The 22,974-nt window shown below is 73.2% G+C and carries 18 protein-coding genes; 9 read left to right on the plus strand and 9 right to left on the minus strand.

From position 1 onward, the window contains the following. Nucleotides 1–106: 106 nt before the first annotated feature. On the minus strand, nt 107–1,777 hold the full coding sequence (locus OEIGOIKO_RS04560) for a bactofilin family protein (RefSeq protein ID WP_125052074.1): 1,671 nt from the start codon (nt 1,775–1,777) through the stop codon (nt 107–109). Nucleotides 1,778–2,295: 518 nt separating this feature from the next. Between OEIGOIKO_RS04560 and OEIGOIKO_RS04565 the strand changes: the two genes are divergently transcribed. From OEIGOIKO_RS04565 to OEIGOIKO_RS04600, 8 genes are all read left to right on the plus strand, one after another. Continuing rightward, on the plus strand, nt 2,296–5,154 hold the full coding sequence (locus OEIGOIKO_RS04565; RefSeq protein ID WP_125052076.1) for a peroxidase family protein: 2,859 nt from the start codon (nt 2,296–2,298) through the stop codon (nt 5,152–5,154). A 139-nt stretch (nt 5,155–5,293) separates the two neighbouring features. Further along, nucleotides 5,294–5,755 (plus strand): universal stress protein, encoded by a 462-nt coding sequence (locus OEIGOIKO_RS04570; RefSeq protein ID WP_125052078.1) that lies wholly within the window; start codon nt 5,294–5,296, stop codon nt 5,753–5,755. A 341-nt stretch (nt 5,756–6,096) separates the two neighbouring features. Further along, entirely contained in the window at nt 6,097–7,293 is a 1,197-nt protein-coding gene (locus tag OEIGOIKO_RS04575; protein ID WP_125052080.1) for a methyltransferase domain-containing protein, read from the plus strand. Nucleotides 7,294–7,525: 232 nt separating this feature from the next. Then, the gene (locus tag OEIGOIKO_RS04580; RefSeq protein ID WP_125052082.1) at nt 7,526–9,043 is read left to right on the plus strand and encodes a glycoside hydrolase family 3 protein; all 1,518 of its coding nucleotides are present in this window, start codon (nt 7,526–7,528) and stop codon (nt 9,041–9,043) included. A gap of 86 nt (nt 9,044–9,129) precedes the next feature. Next, a complete protein-coding gene (locus tag OEIGOIKO_RS04585) occupies nt 9,130–9,813 on the plus strand; it encodes a DUF1796 family putative cysteine peptidase (RefSeq protein ID WP_125052084.1) in 684 nt (227 codons plus the stop codon). 8 nt (nt 9,814–9,821) lie between these two features. Further along, nucleotides 9,822–10,580: a PIG-L deacetylase family protein gene (locus OEIGOIKO_RS04590; protein WP_125052086.1), complete on the plus strand. Its 759-nt coding sequence runs from the start codon at nt 9,822–9,824 to the stop codon at nt 10,578–10,580. After that, nucleotides 10,577–11,497 carry an ABC transporter ATP-binding protein gene (locus OEIGOIKO_RS04595; protein ID WP_125052088.1) on the plus strand — a complete coding sequence of 307 codons (921 nt, stop codon included), beginning with the start codon at nt 10,577–10,579 and terminating at the stop codon, nt 11,495–11,497. The genes OEIGOIKO_RS04590 and OEIGOIKO_RS04595 overlap by 4 nt, the downstream gene beginning before the upstream one ends. Beyond that, nucleotides 11,494–12,369 carry an ABC transporter permease gene (locus tag OEIGOIKO_RS04600; RefSeq protein ID WP_125052090.1) on the plus strand — a complete coding sequence of 292 codons (876 nt, stop codon included), beginning with the start codon at nt 11,494–11,496 and terminating at the stop codon, nt 12,367–12,369. The genes OEIGOIKO_RS04595 and OEIGOIKO_RS04600 overlap by 4 nt, the downstream gene beginning before the upstream one ends. Before the next feature lie 62 nt (nt 12,370–12,431). Here OEIGOIKO_RS04600 and OEIGOIKO_RS04605 read toward each other — a convergent pair whose 3' ends face one another. Beyond that, entirely contained in the window at nt 12,432–12,653 is a 222-nt protein-coding gene (locus tag OEIGOIKO_RS04605) for a dodecin (protein WP_125043833.1), read from the minus strand. Nucleotides 12,654–12,842: 189 nt separating this feature from the next. On the opposite strand from OEIGOIKO_RS04605, the gene OEIGOIKO_RS04610 reads away from it, so the two are divergent. Further along, nucleotides 12,843–14,288, plus strand: a complete 1,446-nt coding sequence (locus tag OEIGOIKO_RS04610) for an amino acid permease (RefSeq protein WP_125052092.1) — start codon at nt 12,843–12,845, stop codon at nt 14,286–14,288. Between the two features lie 192 nt (nt 14,289–14,480). Here the strand turns inward: OEIGOIKO_RS04610 and OEIGOIKO_RS04615 are convergent, their stop codons facing one another. The 7 genes from OEIGOIKO_RS04615 to OEIGOIKO_RS04645 all read right to left on the minus strand — a co-directional run bounded on the left by OEIGOIKO_RS04615 (nt 14,481) and on the right by OEIGOIKO_RS04645 (nt 22,877). Continuing rightward, nucleotides 14,481–15,155: a transglycosylase SLT domain-containing protein gene (locus OEIGOIKO_RS04615; RefSeq protein WP_125052094.1), complete on the minus strand. Its 675-nt coding sequence runs from the start codon at nt 15,153–15,155 to the stop codon at nt 14,481–14,483. 1,230 nt (nt 15,156–16,385) lie between these two features. Next, complete coding sequence (locus OEIGOIKO_RS04620) at nt 16,386–16,598, minus strand: EF-hand domain-containing protein (RefSeq protein ID WP_125052096.1); 213 nt, start codon at nt 16,596–16,598, stop codon at nt 16,386–16,388. A 138-nt stretch (nt 16,599–16,736) separates the two neighbouring features. After that, nucleotides 16,737–19,160, minus strand: coding sequence for an excinuclease ABC subunit UvrA (uvrA, locus tag OEIGOIKO_RS04625; protein WP_125052098.1), 2,424 nt, complete (start codon nt 19,158–19,160; stop codon nt 16,737–16,739). Between the two features lie 83 nt (nt 19,161–19,243). Beyond that, on the minus strand, nt 19,244–20,527 hold the full coding sequence (locus OEIGOIKO_RS04630) for an NAD(P)/FAD-dependent oxidoreductase (RefSeq protein WP_125052100.1): 1,284 nt from the start codon (nt 20,525–20,527) through the stop codon (nt 19,244–19,246). After that, nucleotides 20,524–20,718 (minus strand): ferredoxin, encoded by a 195-nt coding sequence (locus OEIGOIKO_RS04635; RefSeq protein WP_030022493.1) that lies wholly within the window; start codon nt 20,716–20,718, stop codon nt 20,524–20,526. The genes OEIGOIKO_RS04630 and OEIGOIKO_RS04635 overlap by 4 nt, the downstream gene beginning before the upstream one ends. 43 nt (nt 20,719–20,761) lie before the next feature. Beyond that, nucleotides 20,762–22,006 carry a cytochrome P450 gene (locus OEIGOIKO_RS04640; protein ID WP_125052102.1) on the minus strand — a complete coding sequence of 415 codons (1,245 nt, stop codon included), beginning with the start codon at nt 22,004–22,006 and terminating at the stop codon, nt 20,762–20,764. Between the two features lie 244 nt (nt 22,007–22,250). After that, nucleotides 22,251–22,877, minus strand: a complete 627-nt coding sequence (locus OEIGOIKO_RS04645) for a TetR/AcrR family transcriptional regulator (protein WP_174857285.1) — start codon at nt 22,875–22,877, stop codon at nt 22,251–22,253. Nucleotides 22,878–22,974: the final 97 nt, after the last annotated feature.

Raw genomic sequence — 22,974 nt, forward strand, 5'->3', positions numbered from 1 at the left:
GACAGCCGGCGGCCAGGGGCCCACGGACGTGCATCCGTGGGCCCCGTGACGGTCCCGGCCTTGCGCCTCGGGCATGACTTCCGCTGCCCCGCTCCGCCTTCGGCCGTCAGTTGTCCGAGCGGAGTGCGCCGTGGACGCGCAGGTCACCCTGGATCGACACCTGGCCGTCGTTGGCATGCACGATCCAGTCGTTCTCGTCCCGGACCGACAGGAGCGCGTTGGCGTTGACCTTCCCCTTGAACACCGACTCCCCGTGGACGCGCAGGTCCCCTTGGATCCGCACCAGACCGTCCCTGGAGTGCAGGATCCAGCCGTTCGCGTCACGGACCGACAGGTGCCCGTCGGCGTTCACCTCCCCCGTGAACTGCGACGCGCCGTGGACGACCAGGTTGAACTTCGCGTCGTCGGTCGTCAGCTTGCCCCTGGCCGTCAGGTCGCTCGCGGTGACCGATCCCCCGACGTCCAGGTTCCGCATCGGCCGCAGATCACCGTTGACGGTGAGGTCGCCACCGGCGACGGTGTTCCCGCCGACGTGCAGGTCGCCCTCGGCGTCCAGCCGGCCCTTCACCAGGGCCTGGCCGGTGACCACGTTGTCGAGGTCCGCCTTGTCGGCCGCGACGGTTCCCCACTGCCGGTTCCCGGCGCCCTGGAACACGTTCAGCCCGGCGGACGGGAACTCGATCCACCCGGCGCTGTCGCCCCGGCCCTGCACCCACTTGGTGATCACGCCGTTCAGGTCCACCCGGTCGGCCTCGACGGTTCCCCACTCCCGCTTGCCGTCCTTGTAGACGTGCACGCCGGACGGCGGGAACGAGATCCATCCGTCACCGGTGCTGCGGCCCTGCACCCACTCGGTGTTGACGCCGGTCGCGCTGACCTGGCCGGCCGTGACGGTTCCCGGCCCGCCGCTCTCGTTGCCGATGTCGACGCCTTGCCCGGTGAAGGTGATAAGCCCCTTGGCCGGGGTCCCTTCGACCGTGGGAGTGCGCACTCCTTTCTCGAATGCCGGAATGCGCGCATGGACCGTGGTGGTGAAGATGCAGCCCTGTCCGTTCGGCTGCCCGGGGCCGGTTCCGGCCATGAGCGTGTAGGTGGTGCCGCGCTTCGGGACGGGCTGCACCTCGAAGCGGTAAGGCTTCTGGGCCACCGGAGTTCCCGCGGCTGCCGCGGGAATTCTCACCGGCTGCGCGTCCGGAGCCATGACCCAGTAGTCGATGTTGTCGGGTCCGTCCCACAACAGGGTGAGTTTCTCGTTCGCGTCGTCCACGTCCACCCTGTCCTTGTCCGGGCGGAAGTTGCGCGGAGCCTTCGGGGTGTCCTTGACCAGGCCGAGCGTCACTCTGCGGGACTCGAAAGTGGCCCCTTTCCCGGGGCCGTGAGCACGCTCGATCACCTTCAGTAACGCCGGTCCGCCGGCAGCGGAAACGGTCATGTCTTCCAGCTTCAGGACCACACAGTCACCGGGATCCAGGTTGAGCGACATCTTCGGCGAGGAGAACGCCAGGCGGAAGACACGGTTCGCCCCGTCCCACGCGAAATTCACCGGAATGGTGGCGGCGGGGCGGAATTCGAAGCCGCTTCTGACCTTCTCGGGGTGGGGAGTCAGATGGCCGGCGCCGTCGCCGACAGGCACCTCCACTTCGACGGACCTCACGTGCACCAGGTCCGTGCCGGCATTGGAGGCGATCACGTACACCGCCCCCACGGACGGCATCCCGGGCTGGGACGCCTGCAGCGATGACGCATCGGTGACGACGTCGTAGTGCAGCAACGACATGAGGAGACTCCCTGTCTCGGCATTTCACACCATTCGGACGGATGGCGTGCGTGCGGACCCGGCACCGGCGGGTGCCGGGCCGGTGCGGCACCGGGCTCGCAGGGAACGCCGCAAGCGCTGGAAACAGCCCGCGGTCACCGATGGGCCCATGGGCCGCCCCTCACGGTTCGCGGGATGCAAACAGGCGCCGTCGTCGGCGACTTGACCGACGCGCCCGCTCCAGCAGCCCTCCCTCCCCAGAAACACGGCCCACACAGAACTGCCGAAAACACTCCCCCGACCGGCAGCCCGGGAACCGCGAAGTGCCCAGCCGGCCCGAAATGAGCCCTTGACTGGCCGGACCACGGCCCGGACCGCCCGGGCGGCCTGCTCACCGGCCCGGCCGCCGAACGCCTCCCGGCAGCCCTCGCCCCGCCCCTCCGCAAAGATCCACGAATCAGCCCGAAACGAACCCTGTCGGGCCGCGGAGGAGGCGAGTAGCGTCGGGCGCCCTTCTTCCGTACGGAGGGTGTCCTGCCATGGCCGACACCGTGAGTCACACGCAGTACGAGAGGTACGAGGGCGGCAGCCCGGAGGCCGAGCGGGTGGTCTTCGAGGAGCTGGCGCGGCAGCTGATGCGGGTGCAGCTCGCGAACCGGAAGAGCGGTGGGGCGCAGGGTGTCGAGCGGGCCTTCCACGCCAAGGCGGTGCTGGGGGTGGAGAACGCCCGGCTGCGGTTCGACGAGGGGCTGCCCGCCGCGCTGGCGTCCGGTTTCGTGCGGGCGGGGGCGCAGTATCCGGCCGTGGTGCGGCTGTCGAACGCGAGCGGTACGGCGCAGGCGGACATCTCGCCCGATCTGCGCGGTATCGCCGTTCGGGTGGAGGTGTCGGCGGAGGAGACGCACGATCTGCTGGCGACCAACTTCCCGGTGTCGCACGCGCGTGACGCGCGGGAGTTCGTGGCGTTCGCCCGGGCGATGGCGGGCGCCGAGAGCACCCTGCAGAAGGCGTTCGGGCTGCTGGTGAAGCTGCCGCTGGCGGTGGGCTGGGGCACGGCGGCGCGGATGCGCCGCAACGTGCAGGCCGCCACCCGGCACGTGGTCGGTTCGCTGGCGCGCGAGACGTACTGGAGCCGGGGCGCGGTCATGTGGGGCGACGCGGGGCCGGTCCGCTACCAGCTGCGGCCCGCGCCGGGCGGCGCCCCCGCGCCGCGGCCGGACCGGCACGACCCCGACCACCTGCGCCACGAGCTGGCGGGGCGGCTGGCGCTGGGGGACGTCGAGTTCGAGCTGTGCGTGCAGCGGTACGTGAGCGAGGAGCGCACGCCCGTCGAGGACGGGGCGGCGCAGTGGCGGGAGACGGACGCGCCGGTCGTGCCGGTCGGGCGGCTGACCATCCCGCGGCAGGACGTGACCACCGCCGAGGCGCGCTCCGCGGCCCGCCGGGTGGAGGCGCTGGCGTTCAACCCGTGGCACACCACGGACGAGTTCCGTCCGCTGGGCAATCTGAACCGGGCGCGCAAGGCCGCGTACCGGGCGAGCGCCGGGCACCGGCTCGGCACCCGGTTCCGTACGGAGGAGCCGCTGCGCAACACCGTCCTCGGGGTGCCGGTGCGGGCCGCCTTCCGGGCCGTCAACCGGTACGTTCCGTGGCACCGGCTGCCGCTGAACCTGAGTCTGCTCAACCTGGTGGCGCTGCGGCAGGCGCTGCGCCGCTTCAACCTCATCGACACCGAGGTCCCGGAGGCGCCGCCGCAGGCCGTGCCGGTGCCGGAGACGGTGGACGAGGGCGCGCGGACTGCCCGTACGTACGACGGTTCGTCCACCGACCTGTCGGAGCCGCGGATGGGCGCGATCGGTTCGGCCTTCGGACGCAATCTCAAGCCGGTGTACCGGCCGGACCTGGACCTCGTCCCGAACCCGGTCACGACGGCGCGCCAGTTGCTGCACCGTACGGCGTTCCGGCCGGCGCCCTCGCTGAACATCCTGGCCGCGGCGTGGATCCAGTTCCAGGTGCACGACTGGGTCAACCACCGGCGGTACAAGCCGGGCGAACGGTCGGTGGAGATCCCGATGCCGCCGGGCAGCGCCTGGACGAACACGCCCGGCGGGCAGCCCGAGGACGTGATGCGGTTCGCCGAGAACATCGGGGTCGAGCGGCCCGGCGAGCCGCCGCTGCTGTTCACCAACACCACCTCGCCGTGGTGGGACGGCTCGGAGGTGTACGGCGGCGACGAGGCCACCGCGCGGTCGCTGCGCGAGCCGGACGGCGCCAAGCTGCGACTGGAGGACGGGCATCTGCCGGTCGGCGCGGGCGGCATCCCGCTGACCGGCTTCAACGAGAACTGGTGGCTGGGTCTGAGTGTGATGCACACGCTCTTCGCACGGGAGCACAACGCGCTGTGCGACGCGCTGCACGCCGAGTACCCCACGATGAGCCAGGACCGGATTCACCACACCGCCCGGCTGATCGTCTCCGCTCTCATCGCGAAGATCCATACCGTGGAGTGGACGCCGGCGATCCTGGCCACCGAGGCCATCGATGTCGGCCTGAAGACGAACTGGCAGGGTCCGCCGGACGAGTGGCTGAGCAAGCTGGGGCTGTGGCTGGTCGAGTCGCACGCGCTGCGCGGCATCCCGGAGACCCTGCCGGACCACCACAAGGTGCCGTACTCCCTGACCGAGGACTTCGTCACGGTCTACCGGATGCACCCGCTGATCCCGGACGACTACGAGCTGCGCGAGCACCGCTTCGGGCAGCGCGTGGAGACCGTCACGTTCGACGACGTCCAGGGCACGGCGGCCGAGGCGGTGGCCCGCAAGACCGGGCTGACCGACACGCTGTACTCGCTCGGCATCGCCCACCCGGGCGCCATCACCCTGCACAACTACCCGGAGGCGCTGACCCGCTTCGAGCGGGACGGGGAGATCATCGACCTGTCGGTGGTCGACCTCGTACGGACCCGGCGGCGTGGCGTGCCGCGCTACAACGACTTCCGCGCCGGGCTGCACAAGTCGCGGGTGCGCCGCTTCGAGGACATCAGCTCCGACCCGGAGACGGTCGCGCAGCTCAAAGAGGTCTACCGGAACGTCGACGAGGTCGACACCATGGTGGGGCTGTTCGCCGAGAACCCGCCGGAGGGCTTCGGCTTCAGCGACACCGCCTTCCGGATCTTCATCCTGATGGCCACCCGCCGTATCCAGTCGGACCGGTTCCTGACCGTCGATTTCCGGCCGGAGCTGTACACGCCGCTCGGCATGGACTGGATCGCCCGCGGCGGGATGAACTCCGTCATCCTGCGGCACTGCCCGGAGCTGGCCGCGATGCTGCCGCGCGGCGCGACCGCCTTCGCGCCGTGGCGGCCGGTGCTCCCGGGGCGCGGCGGCGCGGGTTCGTGAGGGGCGCGGCCGGGCCGCGGTTCCGGTGGGGCTGGGGCGCGGGGCCTGTCACGGGTCCCGCGCAGCCCTGTGCACGGGGCGCGCACGGCACGCACGGCCCTGCGTAAAACGCGTACAAGGCGCCCGATAACCTCCTCGTGTGGAGGAGAACACGCCCGCGCCCTTCGAGCGCGGTACGGACGGCCCGAAGGTCATCGTCGTCGGCGTCGACGGGTCGGACTCGTCGTGGCGCGCCGCCGCCTACGCGGCGGGGCTGGCCCGGAGGCAGGGGTCCATGCTGGCCCTGGTGTACGTCCAGCCGGTACTTCCGGCCGGCGCGGCCATGGGGGCGCCGGTCGTGGACGCGACGAACGAGGTAGCCGACGAGCTGATGGCGGAGATCCGGGCGGCGACGGAGCGCGCGCAGGGGACCTACGACCTGCGCTGGGAGTTCCACACGCTGCGGGGCGACCCGTACTCGGGCATGGTGCAGATGGCCGACGAGCTGACGGCGGACGCCGTGGTGGTGGGGGCGTCGGAGTCCGCGGGGCACCGGATCATGGGGTCGGTGGCGGTCCGGCTGGTCAAGGCGGGGCGGTGGCCGGTGACGGTCGTGCCGTAGCCGGCCGAGGACGGGGGACGGGTACGAGGCGGGGGTACGGGCGCGAGGCACGTCCACCGGCGATTTCCGGCCACCGCGTTGGCCGGAATGCAGGGGTCAACCAGATTGGTCTGGACCACGAAGGTGGGGGCGGTTAGGGTCCTTCCACGTACGGCGCACCGGCCGTACCGACCCCGCACCGCCCTGCTCACAGCACCGCCCCGCCGGTCCGGTCCGGCGCGCCCGGGCTCTGTCGTCACCTGTCGCCTGCCGCGACCGCGACGACAGGACCTGACGCGGACCGCGCTGTCGCCGGCACCCCGCTTCGCCGCCCCCGCCAGCTCCGCACCTGGGACCGGTCCATGATCGAAATCGTGGTCGTACTCCGGGTCGAGGACGCCGTCCTCGACTTCCTCTCCGTCCTCACCGACCCCGACCCCGGCGCCGGCCCGGCCGCCGTGGTCCTCGCCGACCGGGGAGACGTCCTCCCCCTGCCGGCCGGTACGCCACCGGCCGAACGGCTCGCCCTGCTCGCCCCGTACGTACGGTCCGCCGAGGAGGACGCCGTCTCGCCCGGCCCGGACGCCCTCGCCGGCCTGATACGCCGGGCCGCCGACGGCCACTCCGCCCGCGTATGGACCCACTCCCCCGCCGACAACCGGCGCAGCCGGGGCCGCGTGGGCCGGGACACCGCCCTGGCCTGCGCCCGTCTGACGGACGCCGCCAGGGACGCCGCCGTGCCGGTGCTGACCGTCCGGCACGCCGTCGGGTACTCCCCGTTCCTCCAGTTCGTCAGCGACCTCGACCGCCCGCTCGACCGCGCGCAGATCGCGGCCAAGCTGGACTTCGTCAACGATGCCGCGCCCGGACTGCTCGACACCCCGTCGCCCGAGTTCATGGTGCAGACGCCCCGCATCCCGGCCGCCGAGCGGTTCTTCGGCGCCGACCCCACCGAACGCGAACGGCTCTTCGCCCTGCTCGCCAGTCTGGGCGACGAGGCCGCCGCCGTCACCGATCCGTGGGAGTTCGCCACCTCCCCGTACGAGGCCCGGCGCCTGGACGCGACCGCCGCCTGGGTACGGCGGCACTGTCCGCCCGGCGGGAAACCGCTGGTGGAAGTCGGCGCCTGCGAGGGCGCGTTGACGGCCCGGCTCGCGGCGGACGGCTTCTCCGTGTACGCCACCGAACCCAACCCGCACTTCCGGGACCGCCTCGACGCAGCACAGCGGGACACCGGCGCCGTACAGATCGGCACCGAAGACCTCGCCGAACTGGCCAAGGACGGGCCGGAAGGCGCCGCGTACCTGCTGGTCGAGATGCTCTACTACGGCCAGGACCTCGCACTCCTCGACGACCTGCCCACCGGCCTGCTCTTCCTCGCGCTGGAACCCGAGGCGCTGGAGGCGCGGCTGCGGCCGTGGCTCGCCGCCTCCGCGGTGTGGCACGTGGTGGAGGAGACCCGGCTCGTCGCGCCCCGGGTGGAGCCGGTCTGCGGCGGCCGCGCGTATCTGAGCAAGCGCGGCAGTGTCGGGCTCGTACTGCGCCGGACCGGCGGCTGACTCCACCGCGCCCTTTCCGGTGGGCCTCCCGCCCGCCGTTCCGTCACCGGTGAGCGGTGAGCACTCCGCCCGCCGGCCCTCCCACCGGCACCGGCGGACCTCCCCGCCCGCCGTCCCGCCACCGATGGGCGTGCCCGCCCACCGCCCCTTTCCGCCGCGCCGCCACCGGCCGCGGCCCGGCCGTTCCCGCCGGGCTGCCGCCGCCCCCGCCGCCCCGTACCGGAAGGTCTCCATGCGTGCCGACGTCTCCCTGGTCAACGCCTGCCTGCTCCCCGCCTACGCGGGCCGCTCGCCCGCCGACTGGATCCTGCGCGCGGCGGACCAGGGTCTGGCGGGCGTCGGCCTGTTCGGGACGAACTTCCCCGCCGGTTCCGGCTCGCTGCGCGAGGAGGTCACCGGCCCGCTCCGCGCCGTACGCCCCGACCTGCTGATCGCGCTGGACGAGGAGGGCGGTGACGTCACCCGGCTCGACTACCTGCGCGGCAGCGTCTACCCGGGCAGTCACGCCCTCGGCGCCGTCGACGACACCGGGCTCACCCGGGAGGTGGGCGCGGCCATCGCCCGCGACCTGCGGGCCGAGGGCATCAACCTGTGCCTGGCCCCGTGCGCGGACGTCAACTCCCGCCCGGACAACCCCATCATCGGCGTCCGCTCCTTCGGCGACCGGCCGGACCTGGTGGCGCGGCACACCGCGGCGTACGTCCGGGGCGTCCAGGACGCCGGGGTCGCCGCCACCCTCAAGCACTTCCCCGGGCACGGCGACACCCGGACCGACTCGCACGCCGAACTGCCGGACATCGACCGCGACGCGGCGTCCCTCGACGCGGTGGACCTGCCGCCGTTCCGCGCCGGGATCGCGGCCGGCGCCCGGGCCGTGATGACCGGTCACATCCGGCTCTCCCGGCTGGACGGCCTGCCCGCGACGCTGAGCCGGCGGATCGTCACCGGCCTGCTGCGCGAACAGCTCGGCTACCGGGGCGTGGTGATGACCGACGCGCTGGAAATGGCGCCGATCGTACGGCGCTGGGGGTACGGCGGGGCGGCGGTCGCCGCGCTGGCCGCCGGAGCGGACCTGGTGGTGCTCGGCGCGACCGACGGGGAGAAGCTGCTGCCCGAAGTCCACGACGCCGTGCAGGAGGCGCTGGACCGGGGCACGCTGACCTTGGAGCGGGTGGCGGAGGCGGCCTGCCGGGTCGCGTCGCTGCGCGCCTGGGCCGACCCGGCCCGGCGCAACGGCGCACCGGGCCCCGGCGGGCCCGCGCCCGACCGGCACCGCGAGCCCGTCGGCCTGACCGCCGCCCGCCGGGCCCTGCTCGCGCACGGCGTGCCCCGGGCCGCCGACAGCCGCCGCCTGCACACCGTACGACTGGCCACCGCGGCCAACCTGGCGGTGGGTGACGCCCCGTGGGGCCTGGAGGCCCCGCTCCGGCGCCTCGGCGCACTGGCCTCCGCCACCGAGGTGGAACCGGGCACCGACCCGGCCGCGGTCGTCCCGCCCCCGGACGACGGTGACCTGCTCGCGGTCGTCGTACGGGATGCGGAGCGCGACCCCTGGCAGCGCGCGGTCCTGCGGGAACTGCGGGCCCGGCGCCCGGACGTGGTCACCGTGGAGATGGGCCTGGCACCGGCCCGTCCGCTGCCCTCGGACGCCCCCGCGACCCTGTTCACCCGCGGCGCCGGTCTGGCCAACGCCACCGCGGCGGCGGAGTACCTGACCGGCCGGGCCTGGCACGGCCCGCTGCGGCCGTGAGCGCCCGGCAGGCCCGTGCACGGGCGGTGGACCTGCTCCCGGCCCGTCCCGCTGGAGGGGGGTCGGCGGCCGGGTACGGGCAAGGGGTGGCCGCCGGGTCTCCCCGAGGACGTGGCTACGACCACTGCGTCGGCCTCGGCTACCACTGCGAGTCGACGTACCAGATCCGGCGCGTCACCGGGGTCACCCGCGCCCACTTCTTCGACTGGCTGGACCTCGACTTCGAGTCGGTCGTCGAGGCCGTGGCGGAGGACTTCCGTACCGTGCTGCGCCCCGGCCTGGTCGAGCCGTTCGACGAGGGCCGGTGCGCCCTGGACCGCGGCTCCGACATCCGCTTCTACCACGAGTTCCACCCCGCCGCCGGCGCCGGTACGCCCCTGACCCAGGCGGACATCGACGCCCAACTCCCGCGCGTGCGGGCCAAGTTCGCCGCACTGGCCGGGCGCTGGCGGACCCTCGCCGGCTCCGCCGCCCGGGTGCTCTACGTCCACCACGACGCCTGGGACGAGCTGACCGCCGCCGACCTGCGCCGGCTGCGCGCGGTGATCGCGGCCCAGCATCCGGGCCACCGCTTCGACCTGCACTGGCTGCGCCGCACCGCGCCGCCCGACGCCGACGCGACGGGCCCCGGCATCACCTGGGGAACCGTCGCCGCCGCCCCCGGCCGCTGGGAGGGCGACGACGACGCCTGGGACGCCGCCCTCACCCCCGTACTCGCCCCTCCCCACGACTCGCAACCGCCCCAGCAGTCCCAGCACTCGCAGCACTAAGGAACCGCATGACGCCTCCCCCGCCGCGCACCGTCATCCTCTCCCCGCACTTCGACGACGCCGTCCTCTCACTCGCCGGTCTGATCCCCCGGCTCCCGGCCCCGGTGACCGTGGTGACCGTGTTCGGCGGCGCCCCCGTCGGCCACCACGCCGTCTCCTGGTGGGACAGCACCTGCGGCTTCTCCAGCGCCGCCGAGGCACACCGCGCCCGGCTCGCCGAGGACGCGCGGGCCACCGCCCTGCTCGGCGTGGACCGGACCGTACTGAGCCACCCCGACGGGCCGTACGACGAAGGGGACGAACTGACGGACATAGACGCCTACTTGCGCTCCTTGCCGACGCCGCTCCCACTCGTCCTCCTGCCCATCGGCACCAACCAGGCCGACCACCGGCGGGTACGCGACCGGGCCCTGCACGTCCTCGACGAACTGGGCGCACCACTGCCCCACCTGTACGCCGACCTCCCGTACACCGGCCACCTGCCCGAGTGGGGCACCCCGGACACCGACCTCGCCCTCGGCGGCGACCAGACCTTCGGGCTCTCCTACCAGGACCTGGCGACCCGCTACCGCATGGACCTCGCGCACGACCTCGTGCTGACCGACGAGGAGTGGGCCCGCAAGCGGGAGGCGGTGCACTGCTACAGCTCGCAGCTCGCCCCGCTCGCCGCCGACCACGGCAGGCTGCTGGCCCGGAGCGGCCCGCTGCGCGCCGAGCGCGTCTGGTCGCCGGTACGCCGCCCGCAGCCGGCCGGGGCGGACGCATGACCGCGCACGGCGCCGCGCCGCCGCCCGTCCTGGAAGCCCACGACCTGGTGAAGGAGTACCGCCGCGGCCGCGTCGTGGACGGCGTACGGCTGACCGTGCGCGAGGGCGAGCGGGTCGGGCTGCTCGGTCCCAACGGCGCGGGCAAGACCACCACCCTGCTGATGTGCCTGGGCGCGGTCGCGCCGGACGCCGGCCGTGTGCACGTCCTCGGCCACCGGCTGCCCGCCGGGCGCCCGGCCGCCATGCGCGGCGTCGGCTTCGCGGCCGGCTACCTGCCGCTCCCCGACCGGCTGCGGGTGCGCGAGTACCTGCGGCTGTACGCGGACCTGTACGGGCTGCGCGCCCCGCGCGCGGCGGTGGAGGGCGCCCTCGACCACTTCGGCATCGGCCACCTCGCCGACGCGATCGGCACCGAGCTGTCCAGCGGTCAGCGGACCCTGGTCAGCATCGCCAAGGCGTCCCTGCACACGCCCCGGCTGCTGGTCCTGGACGAGCCCACCGCGGCGCTGGACCCGGACATCGCCCTGCGGGTGCGCACCGGGCTGCTGGACCTGTGCGCGCGGCACGGCACCGCGCTCCTGGTGACGAGCCACGACATGGTCGAGGTGGAGCGGCTGTGCGAGCGGGTGGTCTTCCTGGCGGCCGGGCGGGTGACCGCGGACGGTACGCCGCAGGAGGTGGCGCGGCAGTTCGAGCAGCGTGACCTGGAAGGGGTCTTCCTGCACCTCGCGGAGGCCCGGGACCGCGAGCGGGCGCGGGGCGGTGCCGGGGCGGGAGCGGATGCCGGTACTGGGGCGGATGCCGGTACTGGGACGGGTGCTGGTACTGGGGCGGATGCCGGTACTGGGACGGGTGCTGGTACTGGGGCCGACGCCCGTACCGGCGCCGCCGACCGGGAAGGGGCCGGTGCCGTATGAGCGCCGTAGAGGTCCCGGAGCTGCGCGGGCCCGCCGCCGCCAGCGCGCACCGGGTGCGCGCCGTCGCCCGTCGTCACTGGCTGGTGCTGCGCCGCAGCCCGCACCGGATCTTCGACGTCCTCGTGTGGCCGGTCGTCGACACGCTGCTGTACGGCTCCATCGGCCTGTTCGCCGCGAAGGCGACGGGGGCGGCGGGCGGCGGGACGGAGCCGGGTTCCGGCACGGAGCTGGGCACCGGGACCGCGTTCGCGGTCTTTCTGCTCAGCGGCACCGTCCTGTGGCATCTGGTCCACCAGACGCAGATCTCGCTGGCCACCGGCTTCCTGGAGGAGACCTGGTCACGCAATGTGATCGGACTGCTCACCACGCCGCTGCGCGGCTGGGAGTACCTGGCCGGGGTGGGCCTCTTCGCCCTGGTGCGGACGGCGCTGAGCACGCTCGCGGTGGCCACGCTGGCCTTCAGCGCGTACGCCTTCGACGTGACGTCCCTGGGCCTGGGGCTGATCCCGGTCGCCGCGCTGCTCCTGCTGTGCGGCTGGGCGGTGGCCCTGGCGGTGGTGGGACTGGTGCTGCGCTACGGCAGCGGCGCGGAGGCCCTCGTCTGGGGCGGGCTGTCGGTGGTGATGCCGCTGTCCGGCGTCTTCTATCCCGTCTCGACGCTGCCGGGGGCGCTCCAGCCGGTCGCCCAGGCGCTGCCCACGACGCATGTCTTCGCGGCCGGGCGGGCCCTGGCCGGCGGCGGGCCGACACCGTGGCGCGAACTGGCGGTGGCCACGCTGGGCACCGTCACGCTGCTCCTTCTGGCCCTGTTCTTCCTGGGCCGCATGGTGGCCTCCTTCCGGCGCCGCGGGCTGGTGACCCGGTACTCGTGAGGGCAGAGGGGCGCGCCGGACTCCCGGCGCGCCCCTCAGCCGCTACCTGGTGCCTGGCCCCGTCACCCCTCGTCGGCGTCCTCCAGCCGGAACCCGACCTTCAGCCCGACCTGGTAATGCTCGATGTCCCCGTCGACGATGTGCCCGCGCACCTGGGTCACCTCGAACCAGTCGAGGCCCCGCAGCGTCCGCGCCGCCCGCTTGACGCCGTTGCGGATCGCGGCGTCCACGCCCTCCGGGGACGTCCCCACGATCTCCGTCACCCGGTACGTGTGATTCGACATGTCCGCTCCTTCGTCCTGCCGGTGTCCGTGCCGGCCGTCCGTACGCGGCCTCGTACGGACCGCCGCACGCCCCGGGTGCCCGGATTCACCGGTTCCACTCCGCCCCGCCGGGCAGTCGCCTTCCCCTGCCGCCCCCGAAGGGCCATGATGACCGGCCATCGGCCGTCATCGAGAGGGAGGGGCACGGGGATGCGCGGGGGACAAGGAGTGTGGCGGCGTAAACCGATCGAAGTCGTCCAGGAGACGGAAGGCGGCTCGGGCGAACAGCTCAACCGGGTGCTGGGCCTGTGGCAGCTGACCGCCATCGGGGTCGGCGGCCTCATCGGCGCGGGCATCTTCACGCTCGCCGGGACCGTCGCGAACGGCAAGGCCGGACCGGCGGTGCTGCTGTCGTTCCTCGTCGCGGGCGTGGCCAGCGCGGCGGCCGCGTTCTCGTACGCCGAGTTCGCGGGCCTCATCCCGAAGGCGGGCTCGGCGTACACGTACGGTTACGCGGTGCTGGGCGAGCTGGCGGGCTGGTTCATCGGCTGGGACCTGCTGCTGGAGTACACGGCGATCGTGGCGGTGGTCGCGATCGGCATCTCCGGCTACTTCAGCTTCCTGCTCGGCGAGATGGGGGTGGAGCTGCCCACCTGGATGCTGGGGGCGCCGGGGACCGGCGAGGGGCACCGGGTGGACCTGTTCGCTGCGGCGCTGTGCCTGTTCATCGCGTATCTGCTGAACCTCGGCATCAAGAACGCGGCCCGCTTCGAGACCATCGTCGTGGGCCTGAAGGTCCTGGTCGTCCTGCTGGTCATCGGTGTCGGTTTCTTCCACATCCGGACCGGCAATTACACACCGTTCTTCCCCTTCGGCGTCAGCGGTGCCTTCACGGGTGCTGCCACGGTTTTCTTCGCCGTGTTCGGTTACGACGCCATGAGCACCGCGGCGGAGGAGTCCAAGGACGCCCAGCGGCACATGCCGAAGGCGATCCTGTATTCGCTGATGATCTCGATGGTGCTGTACGTGCTGGCCTGCCTGGTGCTCACCGGTATGCAGAACTACACGGACATCGACCCGGAGAGCGGCTTCTCCTCGGCGTTCAAATCGGTGGGGCTGAGCAGTCTGGCCGATGTGATCGCGGTGGGCGCGATCATCGGCATTCTCACGGTGATGTTCACGTTCATGCTGGGAGTCACCCGTGTCTGGTTCAGCATGAGCCGGGACGGACTGCTGCCGAAATGGTTCGCCAAGACCCATCCGCGGCGGCACGTGCCGACCCGGGTGACGTGGACCGTGGGCATCGCCTCGGCCGCCATCGCGGGTTTCCTGCCCATCGGGGAGGCCGCCGAGCTGACCAACATCGGCATTCTGCTGGCGTTCGTGGTGGTGTGCGTCGCGGTGATCGTGCTGCGGTACAAGCGGCCCGACCTGCCGCGCACGTTCCGTACCCCCGGAATGCCGGTGGTGCCCGCGATCGGGGTGGTCTTCTCGCTCTGGCTGATCACGTTCCTGGAGTGGCAGACCTGGGTGCGCTTCGCGGTGTGGTTTTTGATCGGCCTGGTCATCTACTTCGCGTACTCCCGCCGGCACTCCGAGCTGGGTAAGGCGGAGCGGGAGAACACCGGCCCGGAGGGCCGCGACGGGCGGCTGTGACGGCCGGAGCCGACCCGCCGGGCCCCGGACACTACGGCCTTTCCGGAACACGACGGAGCGCCCCTGGACCGTGGTCCTGGGGCGCTCACGTTTCCGTGTGCGGCGGTGGCCGGCCCGGCCCGGGAGGGTGGCCCCGGGCGGTGCGGTCCGTGTGCCGCTGCGGCTGCGGCTGCGGCTGCCTGCTCACCGGGCTCAGTACGCCGAGTTGACGTTGTCCATCGAGCCGTAGCGATCGGCGGCGTAGTTGGCGGCGGCCGTGATGTTGGCGACCGGGTCGGTCAGGTCGTTGGCCGTGCCCTCGACGTGGTAGCGGTCGAAGGTGGGCTGGATGACCTGGAGCAGACCCTTGGACGGGATGCCGTTCTTGGCGTTGATGTCCCAGTCGTTGACGACGTTCGGGTTACCGCTGGACTCGCGCATGATGTTGCGGTGCAGGCCCTCGTAGCTGCCGGGGATGCCCTTCTTCTTCATGATGTCCAGCGATTCCTTGATCCAGCCGTCCAGGTTGTTCGCGTAGTGCGGCTTGGACTCGACCGGCTTGCGGTCGGCGGCACGGCTGGCGGCCTCCTTGGCGGTGTGGCCCTGGCCGGCCACGGCGGTGACCTTCACCGAGTCGGCGAGGGTCTTGGTGTCCGCCGCGTCCTTCGCGTCGCCGGCCTTGGGCGCGTCGGCGGCCTTGGTGTTCGCACCCGTGGGCTGGCCGTTCGCGGAGACCGGCTTGACCGCGGCGGAGGCGGCGGCGTGCGCGTCACCGGTCGCGGCGGGGACCGTCAGGGCCGCGGTGGCACCGGCGGCGGCCAGCACGGCGACGGAGAGCTTGTGGGTCTTGGTCACGCGGACGGAGCGGAGCAGGGTGTGAGCGGTCATGCGGGGGATTCCTCTTCCAATCACTGAAATGAGCGGGCGGCAGCCATTGGCGGGAGGTACGAGCAGGAAGCCACTGGCGGCACGAGAACCGAGTTCTTGTCCGCGTCCGCCCCGAGGGCATTTACGCGACGCATCAACCCGGCGCCTCAGCAATGATTAGCGACGGCCAAATTGGAAAGCAATAGCCGCTCATCGGGCCCCGGCTACGGCCCCTTTACGTAGAAAGGGCCTTTCGGCGCGTCTCAGTCCATGAGCGCGGGCCGTAACGCGCCCACGGCGGTTTACTAAGTAAGGCCGTACGGGACTGAAGTCCCGTGCTGCGCGTCACGTTCGGGGCCGGGCACGCCGTCCACCGGAAACCCCTTGAAATGGCCTCGGAACCCGGTTTTCGAGCCACCTACGGAAAACCTTGTGGCCCGCGTCACCGTTTGACGTGGGGCTGCACCGGTAAGTGGTGCCGGTCACCTGGAAAAGGGATTGATCGGGGGAATCTATGAGCGCAATAGGCGTTCGGGAAACAAAAACACGGCCGACCGGTCGGCCGGCCGCGGGGGCGGCCTGTGGGGGCGGGGGTGCGGGGCAGTGCGGGGCAGTGCGGTGGGGGTGGTGCGGTGGGGGTGGTGCGGTGGAGGGTGCGGCCGGACGGCGGGGCGCGGCCGGGCGGCGGGGCGGGGCGGGTGGGCGGCGAACCGAGCCGGGGCCAGCCGACCTGTCCGCCACACGGGGCGATCGCACACGTACCCCCACCGGGGGCCTACCCGGGCGTAGCCCCGCCGAAGCCCACGCCGCGCGGCCGAACCGAGCCGGGGCCGAAGCTCGCGCGGCCGAACCGGACCAGGGCCAAAGCTCACGCGGCCGAACCGGACCAGGGCCGAAGCTCACGCGGCCCGTCCGAGCCGCACGCGAACCGAGCCGGGGCCAGCCGACCCGTCCGCCACACGGGACGCACGCGCACATCCCCCCACCGGGGGCCTACCCGGGCGTAGCCCCGCCGAAGCCCACGCCGCGCGGCCGAACCGAACCGGAGCCGAAGCTCACGCGTCCAGACCGAACCGGGGCCGAAGCTCACGCGTCCAGACCGAACCGGGGCCGAACCGGGGCCGAGCCGAGCCGGTCTCGAACCGCGGCCAGGCCGCCCGCCATACGGGGCGCGCGCCCGCATCCCCCCACCGGGGGCCTACCCGGAGCGGGCCGGGACGAAGCCACAGTCCGCCGCCCCGGAACAGGCCCTCAGCCCTGAAGCGACTTCCAGAACTCCTCGAAGGACAGCTTGCCGTCCGCGTTCGCGTCCTTGGCCGCGATGACGGCCTCGGCGACCGGCCCGGTGACGTAGGGGTCCCCCATCTCCGCCATCGCCCGCTTGTACTCGTCCGCGGTGATCAGGCCGTCGCCGTCCGCGTCGAACCGGTCGAACGCCGCCTTGGCCGCCTCGATGTCTGCCATGGGAGTGCCCCCTTGAAGTCGCTGTGCCACTGAATTGACCTGGGTACATTAACCGACTGTCACCACACCCCCGCCCCCGCCCCGGCCCGTTCTCCCGGCCCCGGCGCCCGGGGCAGCCGCCGGCCCGGCCTCCCCGGCTCAGCCGCCGGTCCGGCGCGCCAGGTAGACCGCCGTACGGCTGTCCGGCGACGCCGCCACCTCGGCCGGGGTCCCGGTGGCCACGATGCGTCCGCCGGCCGCGCCGCCGCCCGGCCCCAGGTCGACGACGTGGTCCGCGCCCGCGACCACCCCCATGTCGTGCTCGACGACCACCACGGTGTTGCCCGCGTCCACCAGCCCGTGCAACTGCCGCAGCAGCACCTCGGTGTCGGCCGGGTGCAGGCCGGTGGTGGGTTCGTCCAGGAGGTAGAGGGTGTGGCCCCGGTGGGCGCGCTGGAGTTCCGTGGCGAGTTTGATGCGCTGGGCCTCGCCGCCGGACAGCTCGGTCGCGGGCTGACCCAGGCGCAGGTAGCCGAGGCCGACGTCCTGGAGGGTGCGCAGGCTGCGGGCGGCGGCCGGTACGTCGGCGAGGAAGTCCGCCGCGGTGTCCACCGTCATGCCGAGCACGTCCGCGACGGTACGGCCGCGGTAGGTGATCTCCAGCGTCTCGGCGTTGTAGCGGGCGCCGTGGCAGGTCGTGCAGGGCGCGTACGTACCGGGCAGGAAGAGCAGCTCGACGGCGATGAAGCCCTCGCCCTGGCAGGTCTCGCAGCGGCCGCTCGCGACGTTGAAGGAGAAGCGGCCCGCCGTGTAGCCGCGGGCGCGCGCTTCGTCGGTGGCGGCGAAGACCTTGCGTACGGCGTCGAAAAGGCCCGTGTAGGTGGCGAGATTGGAGCGCGGGGTGCGGCCGATGGGCTTCTGGTCGACGCGGACGAGGCGGTCCACCGCCTCCAGGCCCTCGGCCTCGGCGAGCTGTGCCCGCGCGGCGCTCTCCTCGTCCTCCTCCGGACCGGCACCGAGGTGGTCCGCCACGGCGTCCGCGAGGACCCGGGTGACCAGCGTGGACTTGCCCGACCCGGAGACGCCGGTGACGGCCGTGAAGACGCCGAGCGGGAAGGCGGCGTCCACCCCGCGCAGGTTGTGCAGGGTGACGCCGTGCAGGGACAGCTGCCCGGTGGGCTCGCGGGGCGGGCGCGCGGCGGGCGGCGCGGCGTCGAAGAGGAAGCGGCGGGTGGCGGACTCGGTGACCTGCGCGAGGTCCGCGACGGGCCCGCTGTGCAGGACCCGCCCGCCGTGCACGCCTGCCTCGGGCCCGACGTCCACGATCCAGTCCGCGTGCCGCACGACGTCCATGTCGTGCTCGACGACGAACAGGGTGTTGCCCGCTTCCTTCAGGCGGCCGAGGACGGTGAGCAGGGCTTCGGTGTCCGCCGGGTGCAGGCCCGCCGAGGGCTCGTCCAGTACGTAGACGACGCCGAAGAGGCCGGACCGGAGCTGGGTGGCCAGCCGCAGCCGCTGGAGTTCGCCGGAGGACAGGGTGGGGGCGGCCCGGTCCATGCTGAGGTAGCCCAGCCCCAGCTCGGTGAGGACGTCTGTACGGGCGACGAGGTCGCGGGCCAAGGTCGGCGCCACCCCGTCGCCGCCGGACACGGCCGTCGGGCGCAGCAGCTCGGCGAGGCCGCTGAGCGGCAGGCCGGAAAGCTCCGCGATGTCGCGGCCCGCGAAGGTGACGGCCAGTGCTTCCGGCCGCAGCCGCCGCCCGCCGCATGCGGGGCAGGGTGCGGAGACCAGGTAGCGCTGGACGCGTTTGCGCAGGGTCTCGCTCTTGGAGTCGGCGAAGGTGTGCAGTACGTAGCGCTTGGCGCTCATGTACTGGCCTTGGTAGGGCCGGTGGATGCGGCCCGCTTCCCGTACGGGGTGCACGGTGACGACGGGCTGCTCGTCGGTGAACAGGATCCAGTCCCGGTCGGCGGCCGGGAGGTCGCGCCACGGCTTGTCGATGTCGTATCCGAGCGCGGCCAGTACGTCCCGCAGGTTCTTGCCCTGCCAGGCGCCGGGCCAGGCGGCGATGGCGCCTTCCCGGACGGACAGCGACGGGTCCGGCACGAGCGATTCCTCGGTGACCCGGTGGACGCGGCCCAGGCCGTGGCACTCCGGGCAGGCACCGGCCGCGGTGTTCGGGGAGAAGGCGTCGGAGTCGAGCCGCTCCGAAGCGTCGTCCGGGTACGTGCCGGCGCGCGAGAACAGCATCCGCAGCGAGTTCGAGAGGGTGGTGACGGTGCCGACGGAGGAGCGGGAGGTGGGGGCCGAGCGCCGCTGTTCCAGGGCGACGGCGGGCGGCAGCCCGGTGATGTCCTCGACCTTCGGGGCGCCGACCTGGTGGATCAGGCGGCGTGCGTAGGGGGCCACCGACTCGAAGTAGCGGCGCTGCGCCTCGGCGTAGACGGTGCCGAAGGCGAGCGAGGACTTGCCGCTGCCGGACACGCCGGTGAACACCGTGACGGTGTCCCTCGGGATGTCCACGTCGACACTGCGGAGGTTGTGTTCCCGGGCGCCGCGCACCCGTACGTACGAGTCGGTCATGCCTTCCATGATCGGTCACCGCCGGGTCGGCAGCGCGCGGGCCCGCCCCCGTGGTCGGGGTGGGGGCGGGCCCGCGGCGGCCGTCACGCGAGGGCGTTGCGTACGCCTTCGCGGGCCTCTTCCCAGGGAGCGGGCGTGGCGATCAGCGCCCGCAGGCCCCTGACCTGGCGGGGCGGCACGCCGATCGCCAGGATGCCGGTGGCCTGCCCGTCGCGCCCGTAGAGGGCGACGGCCTTCCGGGCGTCCGGGTCCAGGACGGTGGCCTCGGACCGGTCGGCGCCGTTGAGCACGCCGTACGCCTGGATCTTCAGACCGTACTGGTCGGACCAGAAGTACGGGACGGGCGTGAAGGGGCGCCGTTCCCGTCCGGCGGCGGGGGCCAGTGCCCCGTCCCCGTCGTCCGGCAGGGTCTCCTCCAGTTCGGCGAGGAGGTTGCGGGCGGCGGCCATGCCCTGCTCGGTGGCGTTCATCCGGTGCTCGACGCGCAGGTGGCGTCCGTGCACGGGGTGTTGCCAGCGGGCCACGTCACCGGCCGCGTAGATGCCGGGCGCGGCGGCGCAGTACGCGTCGCAGCGCAGCCCGTCGGCGGTGTCCAGGGCCGGGTCGCCGCGCAGCCAGCCGACGGCGGGCTCCGAGCCGACGGCGACGAGGACGGTGTCGGCGGGCAGCCGGGTGCCGTCGGCCAGCCGTACGGCGGTCACGTGCCGCGCCGGCCCGTCGCCGTCCGCCTCGAAGCCGTCGACGGCCGCGGTGCGCAGCCGCACGCCGTGCTCCTGGTGCTCGGCCGCCAGCAGCTCGCCGATCTGCGGTCCGACCGTACGGGCCATCGGCAGCGCTTCCCGGCCGACGAGCGTGACCTGGTGGCCCAGCTCGCGCGCCACGGCCGCGGCCTCGCAGCCCAGGACGCCGTTGCCGACGACCACGAGGCGCCGGTCCGTGCCGGACAGGCGCTCCTTGAGGGCGAGCGCGTCCTCCAGGGTGCGCAGGGTGAGCACCCCGTCCAGACCGGCCGCGTCCGGCAGGGTGCGGGCCGCGACGCCTGTCGCGACGATCACACCGTCGCAGGTCAGCCGTTCGCCGCCGTCCAGGGTGAGGGTGCGGGTCGCGGTGTCCAGGCCGGTCGCCCGGGTGCCGAGGCGCAGGTCGAGGGCGAGGGTGTCGAGCTGGTCGGCGGCGCGCAGGTGCAGCTTGTCGGGCTGCCAGGCGCCCTGGAGGAGCTGCTTGGACAGCGGCGGCCGGTCGTACGGCGGGTGCGGCTCGTCGCCGACGAGGGTCAGCGTGCCGGTCCAGCCGAAGCGGCGCAGGGCCTCGGCGGCGGCGAGTCCCGCCGCCGAGGCGCCCACGACGGCGATGCGGCGGGGGGTCACTCGTGCACCTGGATCACGGCGGCCGGGCAGATGGCGGCGGCCTCGCGGACCATGTCGTGCTGGTCGGCGGGCGGCGCGGCGTCGAGGAGGACGACCACGCCGTCCTCGTCACGCTGGTCGAAGACGTCGGGCGCGATCAGCACGCACTGGCCGGCGGCGCAGCACTTGTCGGCGTCGAGGGTGATGTTCATGGCAGGTGGCTCCTGAAGGCAGACGGGACGGAAAGGAGGGGTGTCACCAGGTGACGGGCAGGCTGTGGCAGCCGTAGATCGCCATGTCGCTGCGGTACGGGATCTCGTCCACGGGGACCGCGGGCCGCATCTCCGGGAAGCGGCGCAGCAGCGTGCCGATGACGACCTGGAGCTCGACGCGGGCCAGCGCCTGGCCGAGGCACTGGTGGATGCCGTAGCCGAAGGCGACGTGGTGCTGGGCGTTGGGGCGGCACACGTCGAGCGCGTCGGGGTCCGCGAAGACCTCCGGGTCGCGGTTGGCGGACGGTACGGCCACCACGACGCCCTCGCCGGCCCGGATGAACTGACCGCCGATCTCGATGTCCTCCGTGGCGGCGCGGCGCGGGCCGTTGCGGATGATGCTGTGGAAGCGCAGCAGTTCCTCGACGGCGCCGCGGATCAGGTTCGGCTCGGCACGCAGCCGGTCCGCGGCCTCCCGGTCGCGCATCAGGGTGAGCGCGCTCAGGCCGATCATGTTGGCGGTGGTCTCGTGACCCGCGATGAGCAGCAGCGCGGCGAAGGCCACCACGTCGTCGTGGGTGATCTCGCCCGGCACCTGCTGCTCGGTGATCAGACGGCCCAGGATGTCGTCGCCGGGCGCCGCCTCCTTGGCGCTCACCAGCTGATGCAGGTAGGAGCGCAGTTCGGTTCGCGCGCTCTCCCGCTCCTCGTGGCTGACCGTGCGGGAGAGCAGGGTGCCGGTGAGCCGCTGGAACACCTCGTGGTCGTCGTAGGGGACGCCGAGCAGCAGGCTGATGACGAGCGAGGGCACCGGCAGGGCCAGCGCCTCGACGAGGTCCACGTCCTGGCCCGCACGCTGCTCCATGGCGTCGCACAGTTCGTCGGTCAGGCGCTGGATCTCGGGGCGCATCGCCTCGACCCGCTTGACCATGAACTCCCGGGTGACCATGCGGCGCAGCCGGGTGTGCTCGGGCGGGTCCATGCGGATGAAGCCGCGGTGTTCGGTGGTGGCGCCGCCGGTCATGCCGCTGAGCGGGTAGCCGGGGCGGGTGGTGTCGGAGCTGAAGCGGGTGTCGCCCAGGATGGCGCGGATGTCGGCGTACCGGGTGGCCAGCCAGGCTTCGGTGCCGTCCGGCAGCGAGATCTTCGACAGCGGCGCCTCGGTGCGCAGCCGGGCGAACTCGGCGGGCGGGTCGAACGGGCAGCCCTGCGGCGGCTGCACGGGCAGCGCGGGCGCGGCGGCCGGCGCGGGGGCGGGAGAAGCGGGGGAAGCGGGAGAGGGAGTCATGTCGCTCCTTGGGAGCACGCGGGCAGGGGCGTGCGCCCTGTGTCGGACGTTCACCTAACGCCCGTAAACTTACATGCGTAATGCAGGGGTGTGACGGCGGGGGTGGGGGGTGGTGATCGATGAGCGGCACACCGCGTCGGCGGGGCGCCGGAAATGGCCGGATCGCTCCCGGAGAGCCCGGCTCGGGAAGTAACACCCGGTTCAGGAGTGCTGGTTCGGGAACGAAAGCCCCCGGTTCAGGAGCTCAGTCCGCCCGCTCCATCAGCAGACGCAGGATCTCGTCCACATAGCGGTACAGCCGCTCGGCGTCCTTGCGGCTGGGCATGACCTGCCACAGCATGACCCGGCCGTGCACCGCCGCCCACAGCACGTACGGCGCCTCTTCGCGCGTCCCGCGCACCCGCCACCCGGCGGCCTCGCAGGCGGTGAGGGCATCGTGCAGACCCCGCACCAGGCGGCCCGCCGGGTGCCCGGCCAGCCGCTCCGGTTCGACCGGCGTCTGGCGGGTCTCGTACAGGAGGCGGTACTTGGCGGGGTGCTCGACGGCGTACCGGCAGTACGCGCGCAGCTGGGCGCGGAGCAGGTCCACCGGGTCGTCGGTGTCCGCCGCCGCCGATGCCTGCGCCATCGCCGCCCGCAGCCGCTCGTAGCTGACCTCCAGCGCGGCCCACACCAGCTCGGTCTTGTCGGCGAAGTGCCGGTAGATGCTGGGAGCGGCGACGCCCGCCTCGCGGGCCACGGCGCGCAGCGACAGGGCGTCCTCACTGCCGACCTCTTCGAGGAGGCGCTCGGTGGCGCGCAGGAGCTCCTCCCGCAGGCGCTCGCCCTGCCCGCGCGGATTACGGGACCGCACGGCCGCACTCTCACCCACCGCCGTCACGCCCTTTCCGCGCACCGCGCCGCTGTCCACCGTTCGCCGTCCACCGGGCGGAGCGGCCGCCCGGCAGGCCCGTGGCCGTGATGTCCAC

It is taken from the genome of Streptomyces paromomycinus (genome assembly GCF_003865155.1).
Lineage (GTDB): Bacteria > Actinomycetota > Actinomycetes > Streptomycetales > Streptomycetaceae > Streptomyces > Streptomyces chrestomyceticus.

What these genes read in the sequence shown, in the direction of transcription:
- OEIGOIKO_RS04560 (WP_125052074.1), bottom strand. Translation starts at nt 1,777, where the DNA reads ATGTCGTTGCTGCACTACGACGTCGTCACCGATGCGTCATCGCTGCAG.
- OEIGOIKO_RS04565 (WP_125052076.1), top strand. Translation starts at nt 2,296, where the DNA reads ATGGCCGACACCGTGAGTCACACGCAGTACGAGAGGTACGAGGGCGGC.
- OEIGOIKO_RS04575 (WP_125052080.1), top strand. Translation starts at nt 6,097, where the DNA reads ATGATCGAAATCGTGGTCGTACTCCGGGTCGAGGACGCCGTCCTCGAC.
- OEIGOIKO_RS04580 (WP_125052082.1), top strand. Translation starts at nt 7,526, where the DNA reads ATGCGTGCCGACGTCTCCCTGGTCAACGCCTGCCTGCTCCCCGCCTAC.
- OEIGOIKO_RS04590 (WP_125052086.1), top strand. Translation starts at nt 9,822, where the DNA reads ATGACGCCTCCCCCGCCGCGCACCGTCATCCTCTCCCCGCACTTCGAC.
- OEIGOIKO_RS04595 (WP_125052088.1), top strand. Translation starts at nt 10,577, where the DNA reads ATGACCGCGCACGGCGCCGCGCCGCCGCCCGTCCTGGAAGCCCACGAC.
- OEIGOIKO_RS04600 (WP_125052090.1), top strand. Translation starts at nt 11,494, where the DNA reads ATGAGCGCCGTAGAGGTCCCGGAGCTGCGCGGGCCCGCCGCCGCCAGC.
- OEIGOIKO_RS04605 (WP_125043833.1), bottom strand. Translation starts at nt 12,653, where the DNA reads ATGTCGAATCACACGTACCGGGTGACGGAGATCGTGGGGACGTCCCCG.
- OEIGOIKO_RS04610 (WP_125052092.1), top strand. Translation starts at nt 12,843, where the DNA reads ATGCGCGGGGGACAAGGAGTGTGGCGGCGTAAACCGATCGAAGTCGTC.
- OEIGOIKO_RS04615 (WP_125052094.1), bottom strand. Translation starts at nt 15,155, where the DNA reads ATGACCGCTCACACCCTGCTCCGCTCCGTCCGCGTGACCAAGACCCAC.
- OEIGOIKO_RS04620 (WP_125052096.1), bottom strand. Translation starts at nt 16,598, where the DNA reads ATGGCAGACATCGAGGCGGCCAAGGCGGCGTTCGACCGGTTCGACGCG.
- uvrA (WP_125052098.1), bottom strand. Translation starts at nt 19,160, where the DNA reads ATGACCGACTCGTACGTACGGGTGCGCGGCGCCCGGGAACACAACCTC.
- OEIGOIKO_RS04635 (WP_030022493.1), bottom strand. Translation starts at nt 20,718, where the DNA reads ATGAACATCACCCTCGACGCCGACAAGTGCTGCGCCGCCGGCCAGTGC.
- OEIGOIKO_RS04640 (WP_125052102.1), bottom strand. Translation starts at nt 22,006, where the DNA reads ATGACTCCCTCTCCCGCTTCCCCCGCTTCTCCCGCCCCCGCGCCGGCC.